General features: G+C 62.4%; 10 protein-coding genes. 8 read left to right on the top strand and 2 right to left on the bottom strand.

What is annotated here, in order from left to right; genetic code table 11:
- Window positions 1-268 (top strand): thioesterase (locus CVU60_05530; GenBank protein ID PKN42816.1); only part of this gene is annotated, 268 nt, incomplete at its 5' end.
- A 21-nt stretch (window positions 269-289) separates the two neighbouring features.
- Here the strand turns inward: CVU60_05530 and CVU60_05525 are convergent.
- Together CVU60_05525 and CVU60_05520 are read right to left on the bottom strand one after the other, a co-directional pair.
- On the bottom strand, window positions 290-1,885 hold the full coding sequence (locus CVU60_05525; GenBank protein PKN42815.1) for a transporter: 1,596 nt from the start codon (window positions 1,883-1,885) through the stop codon (window positions 290-292).
- 149 nt (window positions 1,886-2,034) lie between these two features.
- Window positions 2,035-3,438, bottom strand: coding sequence for a sigma-54-dependent Fis family transcriptional regulator (locus CVU60_05520; GenBank protein PKN42814.1), 1,404 nt, complete (start codon window positions 3,436-3,438; stop codon window positions 2,035-2,037).
- A 456-nt stretch (window positions 3,439-3,894) separates the two neighbouring features.
- Here CVU60_05520 and CVU60_05515 point away from each other — a divergent pair, with 456 nt between their 5' ends.
- From CVU60_05515 to CVU60_05485, 7 genes are read left to right on the top strand one after another with little or no spacing between them, the layout of a single operon-like run.
- Complete coding sequence (locus tag CVU60_05515) at window positions 3,895-4,164, top strand: transposase (GenBank protein ID PKN42813.1); 270 nt, start codon at window positions 3,895-3,897, stop codon at window positions 4,162-4,164.
- Between the two features lie 20 nt (window positions 4,165-4,184).
- Window positions 4,185-6,194 carry a disulfide reductase gene (locus tag CVU60_05510; GenBank protein PKN42828.1) on the top strand — a complete coding sequence of 670 codons (2,010 nt, stop codon included), beginning with the start codon at window positions 4,185-4,187 and terminating at the stop codon, window positions 6,192-6,194.
- Window positions 6,195-6,204: 10 nt separating this feature from the next.
- Window positions 6,205-6,630 (top strand): hydrogenase iron-sulfur subunit, encoded by a 426-nt coding sequence (locus CVU60_05505; GenBank protein ID PKN42812.1) that lies wholly within the window; start codon window positions 6,205-6,207, stop codon window positions 6,628-6,630.
- A 20-nt stretch (window positions 6,631-6,650) separates the two neighbouring features.
- Window positions 6,651-7,793, top strand: coding sequence for a formate dehydrogenase (locus CVU60_05500; GenBank protein ID PKN42811.1), 1,143 nt, complete (start codon window positions 6,651-6,653; stop codon window positions 7,791-7,793).
- Window positions 7,794-7,809: 16 nt separating this feature from the next.
- Window positions 7,810-11,241 carry a histidine kinase gene (locus CVU60_05495; protein ID PKN42810.1) on the top strand — a complete coding sequence of 1,144 codons (3,432 nt, stop codon included), beginning with the start codon at window positions 7,810-7,812 and terminating at the stop codon, window positions 11,239-11,241.
- Window positions 11,242-11,260: 19 nt separating this feature from the next.
- Window positions 11,261-11,827, top strand: coding sequence for a heterodisulfide reductase (locus tag CVU60_05490; protein PKN42809.1), 567 nt, complete (start codon window positions 11,261-11,263; stop codon window positions 11,825-11,827).
- A complete protein-coding gene (locus tag CVU60_05485) occupies window positions 11,824-12,741 on the top strand; it encodes a disulfide reductase (protein PKN42808.1) in 918 nt (305 codons plus the stop codon). Before CVU60_05490 ends, CVU60_05485 begins: the two co-directional genes overlap by 4 nt.

The raw sequence follows: 12,741 nt of genomic DNA, 5'->3' as shown, positions 1-12,741 counted from the left end.
TTCGCTGGTGGATTGCCATGGCGTGGCCACCGCCGCAGCCGCTGCGGCCGGGGATGACGGGCAGCCCCAACGCTATGTGACGGCCTCGCTGCATGTGGATTTTCTGAGGCCCACGCCGCTCGGGCCGGAGCTTGAGCTTGTGGCTCGGGTCATAGAGAGGCGGGGCAGGAAGATTGTGGTTGCAGTGGAGATATCGGCCCTTGGAGAGGTGCGCGTGCGCGGGCAGGTCGTGGCCGCGCCCATGCCCCGCTCCATGGGCCGGGATTGATTCCGGTCCATGGAGCGGGGCTCAGCCCAGCAGCATGATGATCTTTGACGCCATGATCATGCCCACCAGGGCGATGGGGTAGACCGATGCATAGGCCGTGGCTGCATAGGGCGTGTCGCTCAGGGAAGCGGCGGCGGCCAGGCCCGGGGTGGAGGTCATGCCGCCGGTGATGACGCCGAGCATGCGCAAAAACGGAATGCGCAGCACCTTGGAACAGATGGGCACGCCGATAAGCATGGGCGCAAGGGTCATGATGGCCCCGCCCAGGAAGAGCGGCAGGCCGTATTCGCGCAGGGTTGGCATGAGGGTGCTTCCTGCCGCGGTTCCAACCACGGCCAGAAAAAGCCCCAGGCCAAGATCGCGGATCAGGGCGTTGGCCGTGCTGGGAAGTTCGGTGATGACCGGGCCGACCTGACGCACAGCGCCGAAGACAAGTCCCGCCAGCAGCACCCCGCCGGTGGAGCCGAGGGTGAAGATCCCAAGTCCCGGCAGATAGAGGGGCATCGCCCCGAAAGCCAGCCCGCAGAACAATCCTGACAAGAGCACCATCACGCTGGTGGCGAAGAGCGCGCGAACGTCGTCGCCCAGCATTTTCTTGACGTTTTCCAGATTCTCGGGGTGGCCGACCACATGCAGCACGTCACCCTGGCGCAGGCGCACATTGGCACCGGCCGGACAATCGAATCCGTTGCGGGTGATGCGCGAGACCTGCACCCCGAAGACATGGCTCAGATTGAGGGCGCGCAGGGTCTTGCCGGCTACGTCGGGACGGGAGAGCAGGATCTCCTTTTTGATGAACACGGAATTGAACGCCAGATCCGCTTTTACCATGGGGCCGATAACGATTTCGGCCTCGTGAAGGGCCTCGGAAGTCCCCACCACCCGCACCGTGTCGTGCATGTTCAAAACCGTTTCCGCCGCGGCAAGCTCCGGGCTTTCGCTTCCTGCCCGCAGGACGCGGGTGATGGTCACTTCGGCCATGCGCGCGGGAAGAACCTGGGACAGCGGTCCGGTGCAGAGGTTGGGGTTGGTGACCTCAAGATGCGTGAATTCGATTTGCGGATGCAGGCTGCTCATCTCATGTTCCAGCTTTGCCTCTTCCTGCGCGATGTCTGCGCGCATGAGGCGCGGCAGGAGCTTGACCACCAGCACCACGCCGACCACGCCGAACGTGTAGGCCACGCCGTATGCGGCCGGAGCCACGCTGTCATGGGCCAGTTCCACGGCCACGGCCAGACCCGGCGTGGAGGTCAGCGCCCCGGCGAAAAGTCCGGCGGTGATCTCCTTGGAAAAACCGAACCAGGCCTTGCAGCCAAGAGCCGTGAGCAGGCCCACCGCAATCATGGCCATGGCCCCGAGGCTAAGGGCGAGGCCCCCGCGCTTCATGGAGTGCAGAAAGCCAGGTCCGGCCTGCTGCCCTACGGAATAGATGAACAGGACAAGTCCCAGGCTCTGAATCACTCCGGGCAGGCTGAAGCCTGCGAATCCGGCCAGAAGTCCGGTAAAGACGATGCCCGAGGAGCCAAGGGAAAAGGAGGAGATTTTGACCTTGCCGAGCAGATGCCCGGACAGGATGACGGCAAGCAGCAGAAACATGGGATTGTGCAGGAGTTCCATGGTGAATCTCCACGGTATTGTTTGGTTGATCAATAGGGACGGGGATTACTCCTTCTGTCCTCCATTGCAAGTGGAAATGAGGATCGGACAAGGTTGAAATCCCGTGCGTGACGCTGCATGGCCGCATCGGATTTTGGCGCTGAATCGTATCAGCCGCGCTCCACGCCCCTTTGCTTGAGCAGCGCATAAAGTCGGGGCCGGGAAAGGCCAGACAGGCGGCAGGCGTTTGAGATTTCGCCTTTGCTGGCGAGCATCAGATTCTTGAGGTACCACGTCTCCAGTTCGGCCATGTGTTTTTCGCGGTATTCCTTGAGGCTCGGAAAATCCTCTCCGTCCGTTAGCGGGGGAGTCCTGCTTTCAAGTTCCGGCAGTTCCGCGACCAGGAGCCGTGCGACATTGGCGCGAATGGTCCTGGACAGGTGCTGGGGATAGAGGATGGGCTCGGTTCCGGCCCGGACCACGGCCTGGTCGAGAGCGTTGACCAGCTCGCGGATGTTGCCCGGCCACTCGTACTGCAGGAGGGTGTCGAGAAAGTCCGGGGAAAAGCCCTTGTTGTCTATGTTCAGCCTTGTGCAGGCGCGGCGCGCGAAATGGCAGATGAGATCGTTCAGGTCGTCCAGCAGATGGCGCAAGGGGGAGAGTTCTAGCCGTATCCCGCGCAGGCGATAGAACAGGTCCCGGCGGAAGATGTCGGAGCGGACCATGGCCTCAAGGTTACGATTTGTCGCCGCCACCAGCCTGAAATTGCTGGACACTTCCTTTGCCCCGCCCACGGGGCGGAAACTGCGCCCCTCGAGCACGCGCAGGAAAACCTTCTGGGTGGACAGGGGCAGTTCGCCCACCTCGTCCAGGAACAGGGTCCCGCCGTCGGCCTGTTTAACGAGTCCGATGGAGCGGTTTTCCGCACTGGTGAACGCGCCGCGTTCATGGCCGAAGAGCATGCTCTCCACCAGGGTTTCGGGCAGGGCCGCACAATCCACGACCACGAAAGGCTTGCCGGTGCGCGAACTGTTGGCGTGTATGGCCCGGGCAAAAAGCTCCTTGCCCGTGCCTGTCTCGCCGGTAATGAGCACGTTCACATCGGTGGATGCGGCCTGGGCCACGATATCGAGACAGGAGTTGAGCAGCCTGCTGTTGCCGACGATCCCTTCGCGCCGCAGGGAGACCGGTGCGCACTTGGCGGGACGCTCGCGGTGATACTCCAGGGCCCGTTCCGCCAGTACTATCAGTCGCTGCATGTTCACGGGCTTGGGCATGAAATTCCAGGCTCCGCCGCGAATGGCGGCCTCTGCCGCGTCAGGGTCGCGGCTTTTGGACATGACAATGATTTCCGGTCGCGACGGCACTTCGCGCAGGGTGGATAAAAATTCCAGACTGTTTTTGTTGCCTGCCTCGTCGCCGAGCAGGACCAGGGAAAATTCCCCCACATGCAGCATGGCCAGACCCTTGGACAGGGTCGTGCTGTGCGCTGCATGCAGCCCGTGTCTGGCAAGTTCAGTCATCAGCGACTGGCAAAATGCCGCATCGCCATCAATGATCAGGATGTCGCTCATGAAGACTCCTGCAGTGCTGTCTTGTCTGACAAGACGATAATCCGGCTCGTCGAAGCCTCGCGCAGGTGAGAGTTGTTCAATGCGGAAAGGCCGGGCTCCACGGATACGAGAACATGACCCTCTCCTACACTGTTTTGCTGTCTCGTCAAGCGAGACACTTCTCTTGTCCCAAGACATGATTCATTTGTCTCTCACCTTTTCTCCTTACATAAATACCTGCAGCTTTTTATTCATTTGCTTGAATTGTTTTGAAATACACGATGCGGCACGCAATGTGTTCTTACGGACAACATGAGAGAGCGCTGGCGCTCTGTAGCGGAGTTCTTTTACATCGAAATATAGGCTGAGTTTTGATTTTGTGCTGGCGCTTGGAGCGGAAAATATGTTTTCGCCATTCCAGGCTAGAGGTCGTTGATGACGTGATGACAGGGTGCCCCCTGCGAGGAGGAGTGGAGGATGAAACGCAAATGGGACGCAAGAACCAAGGCGCGTATCGTGCTCGAAGGGCTCATGGGCGGGTGTGTGAACGAGATATGTCGAAGCCATGAGTTGCGGCCGGGCCTGTACTATAAATGGCGGGGTCATTTCCTGGAACACTGTCACCTCATTTTCGAGGAGCAGCCCAGGGCCCCGAGCCAGTCGGGCCTGGCTGCCGAGAACGAGAAGCTCAAGCGTCTGGTGGGCGAGTTGACCCTGGAACTCAACAAGGGCGGAAATCTTCGCTGATCGTGGACAAGGGGGATGACATGGCCAGAAGGATAGGGGTGTACGTATGTCATTGCGGTTCGAACATCGCGGGGAAAGTTGATTGTCCGGATGTGGCCGCTTTTGCGCGGGGGCTCAAAAATGTCGCGGTCTCGCGCGACTATCAGTTCATGTGCTCGGATCCCGGACAGGACATGATCATCCGTGACATAAGCGAGCATGGGCTGGACCGCGTGGTGGTGGCCTCCTGCTCGCCGCGTCTGCACGAGAAGACGTTCCAGAAGGCCTGCGCCAGAGCCGGGCTCAACCCCTACCTCATGCAGCACTGCTGCATCCGCGAACACTGTTCCTGGGTGACCGCGGACAAGGCCGAGGCCACGGCCAAGGCCAAACATATCGTCGAGGCTGCGGTGCTTCGGGTGCGTCGGCATCAGGAGCTTCATTCGCGCGAGGTGGCTGTGGTGCCGGATGTTATGGTCGTGGGCGCGGGCATCGCCGGTATCCAGGCCGCGCTCGATGTCGCCCGCTCCGGACACCGTGTCATCCTGGTCGAGAAGTCCCCGTCCATCGGCGGACACATGGCCCAGTTCGACAAGACTTTTCCCACCCTTGATTGCGCGGCCTGCATCTCCACCCCGAAGATGGTGGCCGTGGCCCAGGAGCCAAACATCGACCTGCTGACCTGGAGCGAGGTCGAGGAGGTCACGGGTTTTGTCGGCAACTACACGGTCACGGTGCGGCGCAAGGCCCGCTATGTGCGCGAGGACATCTGCACCGGTTGCGGGGCGTGTCTGGAGAAATGTCCGACCAAGGTCGTGAGCGAATTCGAGGAGGGCCTTGGCATGCGCCGGGCCATCTATCGCAATTCTCCCCAGGCCGTGCCCAGCACTCCGGTCATCGACGCCGAACACTGCAAGATGCTCACAAAAGGCAAATGCGGCGTGTGTCAGAAGACCTGTCCCACCGGAGCCATCGATTTCACCCAGCAGGACCGCCGGGAAGTCTACCATGTAGGCAGCGTGATCCTGGCCACGGGTTATGACACCATGGACCCCACCCCCATGAGCGAGTACGGATTCGGCCGCTACCCGGAAGTCTACACCGCCCTGCAGTTCGAACGCCTGAACAATGCCGTGGGCCCCACCGGCGGCAGGATTCTCATGAAGAATGGCGAGGCCCCGAAAAGCGTGGCCATCATTCACTGTGTCGGCAGCCGCGACAGGAATTATCACGAATACTGCTCGCGCACCTGCTGCATGTACGCCCTCAAGTACGACCACCTGATCAAGGACAAGGTCGGGCATGGCGCTGAAGTCTACAATTTCTACATCGACATGCGCTGTTTCGGCAAAGGGTACGAGGAATTCTACCGCCGCGTTCAGGACGAAGGGGTGACCTTCGTGCGCGGCAGACCTTCCGAGGTCGTGCAGGAGAACGGCAGGTTGGTCGTGGTCGGCGAGGACACCCTGCTCGGCACGAGGCTGCGCGTGCCCGTGGACATGGTTGTGCTGTGTACGGCCATGGAGGCCCGCCCCGACACCACGGAAGTGGCCCGCATCTTCGGCGTGTCCCAGGGCCGGGACGGATTTTTCCTCGAAGAACACCCCAAGCTCGGTCCCGTCTCCACCGCTTCGGACGGCATCTATCTGGCCGGGACCTGCCAGGGGCCCAAAGACATTCCCGACGCCGTGGCCCACGCCGCCGGTGGTGCGGCACAGGCCCTGGCCCTGGCTGCACGCGGAGTGGTGTCCATTTCCCCAACGACTTCCTGGATCAATCCCGACATCTGCGTCGGCTGCAAGATGTGCATCGGTCTGTGCCCGTACTCGGCCATCGAGTTCGACGAGCGCCGCCACATAGCGGTCATCAACGAGGCCATGTGCAAGGGTTGCGGCAGCTGCGCCGGGCACTGCCCGAGCGGCGCGGCCCAGATCAAGCACTTCCGCCAGGTGCAGGTCTTCAACGAGATAGACGGCCTGCTGGATCGCAAGCCGGACATAATGGCTCTGATTGGAGATATTTACGAAACCGCGAACCGTGCAGGGGCGTGAGGAGGATCGCATGAACCAGGAATTCGAACCTGCCATTCTGGCTTTTGTCTGCAACTGGTGCACCTACACCGCCGCCGATCTGGCCGGTACCTCGCGCATGGTGCAGCAGCCCAATGTCCGGCTTGTGCGCATGATGTGCACGGGCATGGTCGATCCCAAATATGTCATCAAGGCCCTGCTGTCCGGAGCCGACGGGGTGCTCGTCAGCGGCTGTCATCCTGGCGACTGCCATTACATCAACGGCAACTACAAGGCCCGGCGGCGGGTCAAGCTTTTAAACGAGATCCTGCCGCAGTTCGGCATCGACCAGCGGCGCCTGCGCCTGACCTGGGTCGGGGCCAGCGAAGGCAATGAATTTGCGGCCACGGTCAATAATTTCATCAATGAAATACGGGAGCTCGGCCCGCTGGACGTGCGCGGCATGGCAGCCCTTTAAGCGGACGGGGAGGAACAATCATGGCCACCACTGTACGGATTGAAGTAGGCGAACACGGCCCGGTGCAGGCCCTGCAGGATTTTTTCAGGAAATTGCTGGCGGACGAATCCCTGTCCGGCATCATGGTCCCGGTCCATCTCTTCGGCGGCGGCATGCCCATGCCGACCCTGGTCACCGACCCGGCCCAGCTGGACCGGGCCGATCCGCTGGCTCCGGCTTTTCCCATGAGCAGCGCGAAGCTCGTCTCAAGGCTCAGCAAGGGGTCGGCAGGAGAACGCTTCGCCGTGGTCATGCGTCCCTGCGAGATCCGGGCCTTCATGGAACTGGTCAAGCTCAACCAGGGCTCCCTGGAAGAGGTCGTCCTCATCGGCATGGATTGTCCGGGGGCTTACGACAACATGCATTATCGCGATTTTCTCGGCGAACGCGAGCCCATGGCCGCCAGCGCCGATTTCCACAGGGCGCTGGCCGAGGGGAGAAAGCCCGCTTCCGCCGAGCTGGCCAGCGCCTGCCGGATCTGCGAGCATCCCGCGCCGCAAGGCACGGACATGATTGTGGGCCTTTTCGGAGGCGATATTTCATCAGGCATCCGGATCATGGCAGCCAGCCCTCGCGGCGAAGCCCTGCTCGGGGCCATGGGACTGCCGGCGCAGGACCCGGACGAAAAGCGCGAGGCAGCTGTCGCCGCCCTGGTCAGTGAACGCGAGGTCGCCCGTGACGTCATGTTCAAGAATGTGGCGGAGCGGACCTCGACCCTTGAGAAGCTGGCTCAGTACCTGGGCTCCTGCGTGAACTGCTACAACTGCCGGGTGGCCTGTCCGGTCTGTTACTGCAAGGAGTGCGTCTACAATACCGATGTCTTCGAGCACAAGCCCTGGCAGTACCTGGACTGGGCCAAGCGCAAGGGCAGCCTCAAGCTGCCTACGGACACCGTCTTCTACCATCTGACGCGCATGGCGCACATGAGCACGGCCTGCGTCGGCTGCGGCCAGTGCTCCAATGCCTGTCCAAACGGCGTGGAGGTCGTGGAGCTTTTCCGGACCGTGGCCGCCCGCACGCAGATGAGTTTCGACTATCAGCCTGGACTCAGTCTGGACCAGGCCCCGCCCCTGACGGTGTTCAGGGAGGACGAATATCAGGACACGGTTTCGCACCTGGCTTGAATCCGAGGAGGAGGCAATGAGGAAGCAATACGGCGCGTTGGTGGTGGGCGCAGGCATCGCCGGAATCCGGGCGGCCCTTGATCTGGCCGTGACCGGGCACAAGGTGGCCCTGATCGACAAACGCCCCAGTCATGGCGGCATCCTGAGTCAGCTGGATTACCAGTTTCCATCGGACCACTGCGGCATGTGCCGCATGCTTCCGCTCATGAGCCGGGATGCCTCCAGCCAGTTCTGTCTGCGCAAGGGCATGTTTCATGAAAACATAGATCTCATGCTCTCCACGGAGCTTGCGTCCCTGGAGGGAGAGCCCGGCAAGTTCTTCGTCAGGCTGAGCCGCCGCTCCCCGTTGGTCGATCCGCACAAGTGCGTCAGCTGCGGGAAATGTTCCGAAGTCTGTCCGGTCAAGGTCCCGAGCGAATTCAATGCCGGACTGACCCAGCGTTCAACTGTCTATCTGCCCGTGCCCCACGCCATTCCCAACCATTATGTCCTGGACCTGGACAACTGCATCCGCTGCTGGAAATGCCACGAAGTCTGCCCGACAGGGGCCATAGATCTCAAGTTCGAAGAGCGTGCGCGGTTCGGCATCCTGATCGCGGACGAGGACGAACAGACCCGCCTTGAGGTGCGGGAGAGCCTCGAACATCTGAAGTTTCCGGTCTTCGAGGCGGCTGGCGGCCAGGCGGCCCTGGATCTGCTCGAGTCCGGAGCGCCGATCAATTTCATGCTCGTGGGTCTCAACCTTCAGGGCGTGGACGCCCAGCGCGTCATGGCCCGTTCCCAGGAGCTCAGCCCCGGCATGCCCGTGGCCGTCCTTGCCGATGCCGGACAGGAAAAGGCGGGAGCCGAGATGGTGCGGCGCGGGGCGCGGGATCTCTTCATGAAGCCGCTCTCGTCCAAGAAGTTCGTGCCATGGCTGGACAAGCACTACATGCGCATCATGTCCGACACCTCCGTGGAATTGCAGGTCAGCGCAGTGATCCTGGCCGGAGGCTTCGACTGCTACAATCCCGAAATGGACCCGAATGGCGGGCGCGATATCTGGGGATACGGCCATCCGGCCGTGCTCACCGCCGTGGAGTTCGAGCGCCTGCTGAGCGGCACCGGACCCACGGGCGGCAAGTTGACGCGGCCGGGCGACGGCAAGCCGGTGCAAAAGATCGCCTGGATTCAGTGCGTGGGCTCGCGCGATGTGGGCAAGAACGCCGACTACTGCTCCTCGGTCTGCTGCATGTTCTCCATGAAGGAGGCCATGCTGGCCAAGAAGGTCACCAATGGGGAGGTTGATGCCACCATTTTTTACATGGACATGCGCACCTTCGGCAAAGGCTGGGACGATTACCGTCTGCGGGCAGTGGAGCAGGGCGTGCATTTCGTGCGCAACCGGCCGCACTCCGTACTGCCTGCCGCCGAGGGCGGCGGGGTGGTGCTTGAATCGTTGAACGACGACGGCACGCGCAGTTCGCAGGAGTTCGACATGGTCGTCCTGGCCGTGGGCGCGAGGCCCCCGAAGGGCATGGACAAGTTTGCCGCCACGGTGGGCATCGAGACCAACGATTGGGGCTTTTGCAAGACCCAGCCCTACGCTCCGGAGCGGACCAGCCGGGTCGGCGTGTTCGCAGCCGGTTCGTTTGGCGAGCCGCGGGACATCTCCGAGTCCGTCATGCAGGCAGGAGCGGCATCCGAAGCCGCCGCGCGCATGATCAAGATCTACGACGTCCTGGGGCCGACTCCCGCGCCGCCCGAACCCGAATATCCCGATGTTTCCCGTGAGCCGGTCCGCACCCTGGTGGCCATGTGCACCTCCTGCCCGACCCTGGGCAAGGCGGTGAACCTGGACGAGCTGGCCCGCACCGTGGGCCGGGTCCATTCGGTCGGCACCGTGCTGCCCGTGTTCCAGGCCTGTACCGAAGCCGGCTGGAAACAGATCCTTGAGACAGTCAGGCAGAAGAAGCCCAACCGCATCCTCATAGGGGCCTGCATGCCCTACGCCTACATTCCGCGCTTGAAAGAGATGGCCCGCACCGTGGGGCTCAATCCGGCGCTCATGGATGTGGTCGACGTGCACACCCCGACCTTCAACGGGCGTGACGCCGTGGACGTGGCACGCGAGATATTCTCGAACATGTCCATGGCCGTGGCCAAGCTGCAGGGTGTCGATCCGGCGCCCCCGGACGTGCTCATGGACGTGTCGCGCTCGGCACTGGTGGTGGGCGGAGGTCTGGCCGGCCTGACCGCGTCCATGGCCATCGCCGACCAGGGTTTTGGTGTCTGTCTGGTGGAGGCCGAAGAGGAACTCGGCGGCATGGCCATGCGCCTGCACACCCAGCTCGATGGCACGGACCCGCGCAAATACATGGAGGATCTCGTCGCCCAGGTGGAAAAGCATCCGCGCATCAAAGTCTTCAAGGATGCGCGCGTGGTCCTGTCCCGGGGCAGCGCCGGGCGCTTCCGCTCCGCCATAAGCGGCGACAGCGGCATCTTCCCGCTGGAACACGGCGTGACCATTCTGGCCACCGGCGGGCATGAGGCCAAGATCTACGAGAGCGGATTCTGCGTGCACAGGACCGTCATGACCCATTTCGGCCTTGAGGAGAAACTGGCCACGGGCGCGCTCGACGTGGGCAGCCTTGGCGCGGTGGCCATGATCCAGTGCTGGCGGTCCCGCAAGGAAGGCGAGCGCAACTACTGCAGCCGCATCTGCTGCCCGGAGATGCTCAAGAACGTGCTGACCATGAAGGAGCGCAATCCTGACCTGCCCATCTACGTCTTTTACCGCGACATCATGGCCCAGGGCTTTCTTGAGACCTATTACACCCAGGCCCGCAAGGCAGGCGTGATCTTCATCCGCTACGATCTCGACCATCCGCCCAAGGTGTCCTTTGTCGAGGGCAAGCCCGTTATCACCGCCCTGGACCCGATTCTCGGCAATGAAATAAAGGTGCATGCGGACATACTGTCCCTGTCGAGCGGGGTTGAACCAACCGATGTGGATGATCTGGTGGAGATCTTCGGGGTCAAGACCGACCGCAACGGATTCTTCCAGGAGGCCGACAGCAAGTGGCGGCCCGTGGATTTCCTGAAGCAGGGAGTCTACATGTGCGGGCTGGCCCATTCGCCCCGACGCATGGCCGAGACCGTGGCTTCGGCCAAGGCGGCGGCCCAGCAGTCACTACGCATCCTCTCAGCGGGCAAGGTGGCCCGGGAGACCCTGGTGGCAACGGTGCGGCCGTCCCTGTGCTCTCTCTGCCAGGCTTGCGTGGCGGCCTGCCCCTACGGGGCGCGCACCGTGGATCTGGAGAACGAGCTCATCCTGGTCGACGAGATGCTCTGTCAGGGCTGCGGAGCTTGCGCGGCGGTCTGTCCCAACAGCGCGACGGTGATCAAGGGCTTTCATGACGGACCGATGATGGCGGTCATTGACGCCGCCCTGGAACAATTGGCCTAGGGCCGAGGGAAGGTGAAACATGAACCAGACGCAAGCACAGGCGTGGATCCCGGATCCCGTGACCCGGGAGATTCTCGAAGAACTGCGCGGCGAGATCGGAGCCTGCATGCAGTGCGGAACATGCACCGCGTCATGCCCCAACGGCTTCGCCATGGACGTAACGCCTCGGCAGATGTGGCGCATGGTGCAGTTCGGCATGCTGGACCGGATTCTTGAGAGCAGAACGTTCTGGATGTGCTCTTCCTGCTACATGTGCACCCTGCGTTGTCCGCGCGGACTGAAGCTCACGCGGGCAATGGGCGCGCTGAAGCGGCTGGCCCGGGAGCGGGGGACGTGGAAAATCCGGAAAAACAGCGCATTCTACGACGCGTTCATGGAAAACGTGGAGAAGTACGGGCGCGTGCAGGAGACGAGTCTCATGCCCGGATATTTTCTGAAAAGCCGTGATCCGCTGCTGCCGCTGCACTACCTGCCTCTGGGCGTGCGCATGATGCGGGCCGGCAAGCTGCATGTGCCAAGCACGGCCCAGAAAGGGCGGCTCAGGGATCTCTTCGCCAAGGTGCGCGAGATGGAGGAGGAAGCATGAAATACGCCTACTATCCAGGCTGCTCGCTGCAGGAAAGCGCCCAGGAGTTCGATGTGTCCGTGCGGGCCGTCATGGCCGCGCTCGGGGTGGAGCTCATCGACATACCGGACTGGACCTGTTGCGGGGCCAGCGCGGCCGAACCGGTCAGCGCACTCATGAACTACGCTCTTCCGGCCCGCAATCTCGCCCTGGCCGAAAAGGAGCTGCCCGGCCTCGACGTGCTCGCCCCGTGCAGCGCCTGCTATCTCAATCTTCTGAAGGTCAACCGCGAGGTCGTCGGCAACAAGGGCCTGCATGCGCGGGTCAACGAGGCTCTCGGAGCGTCCGGTTTGAATTACCGGGGCACCGTCGGGGTTCGGCACATTCTGGACGTACTGACCAACGACATAGGGCTCGATGCTGTAAAAGAGAAGGTCGTCACCGACATGGGGGGCATGCGTGTGGCTCCGTATTACGGCTGCCAGATTCTGCGCCCCTACGAGGTCTTCGATGATCCGCGGCATCCCGTGAGCATGGACAACGTGCTCTCGGTTCTTGGTGTCAGGCCGCTGCCATGGGACATGGGCAATAGATGCTGCGGCGCTTCCCTCATGGTCACGCATCCGGAGGTGGCCATGCACTCCGTGGCCGCCATCCTGGAGGCCGCCGAAGGTTCCGACGCCGTGGCCACGGTCTGTCCGCTCTGCCAGATGAACCTGGAAGCGTACCAGCACGACTCGGCGGCCGGGGGGCACCAGGTGCCGGTACTGTACCTGACACAGCTCATGGGCCTGGCGCTTGGGCTGGAAGAGGCATCCGTGCTGCTGGACAAGAACATGAGCATGGACGGGAGCATGCGCGCCGGGATCAGATCCCGGGCCTGGCGGCACGAAGCGCCAGGCGAAGGCGACGAGACGGTGGCCCGCGAAGCCTGA

The organism is Deltaproteobacteria bacterium HGW-Deltaproteobacteria-18, assembly GCA_002841885.1.
GTDB lineage: Bacteria > Desulfobacterota > Desulfovibrionia > Desulfovibrionales > Desulfomicrobiaceae > Desulfomicrobium.
The sequence above is the reverse complement of the archived record's forward strand: the minus strand, read 5'-3'. Positions and strand labels throughout refer to the sequence as shown.

Coding starts and splice junctions, on each gene's coding strand:
- CVU60_05525 (PKN42815.1), bottom strand. CDS start 1,885: ATGGAACTCCTGCACAATCCCATGTTTCTGCTGCTTGCCGTCATCCTG.
- CVU60_05520 (PKN42814.1), bottom strand. CDS start 3,438: ATGAGCGACATCCTGATCATTGATGGCGATGCGGCATTTTGCCAGTCG.
- CVU60_05515 (PKN42813.1), top strand. CDS start 3,895: ATGAAACGCAAATGGGACGCAAGAACCAAGGCGCGTATCGTGCTCGAA.
- CVU60_05510 (PKN42828.1), top strand. CDS start 4,185: ATGGCCAGAAGGATAGGGGTGTACGTATGTCATTGCGGTTCGAACATC.
- CVU60_05505 (PKN42812.1), top strand. CDS start 6,205: ATGAACCAGGAATTCGAACCTGCCATTCTGGCTTTTGTCTGCAACTGG.
- CVU60_05500 (PKN42811.1), top strand. CDS start 6,651: ATGGCCACCACTGTACGGATTGAAGTAGGCGAACACGGCCCGGTGCAG.
- CVU60_05495 (PKN42810.1), top strand. CDS start 7,810: ATGAGGAAGCAATACGGCGCGTTGGTGGTGGGCGCAGGCATCGCCGGA.
- CVU60_05490 (PKN42809.1), top strand. CDS start 11,261: ATGAACCAGACGCAAGCACAGGCGTGGATCCCGGATCCCGTGACCCGG.
- CVU60_05485 (PKN42808.1), top strand. CDS start 11,824: ATGAAATACGCCTACTATCCAGGCTGCTCGCTGCAGGAAAGCGCCCAG.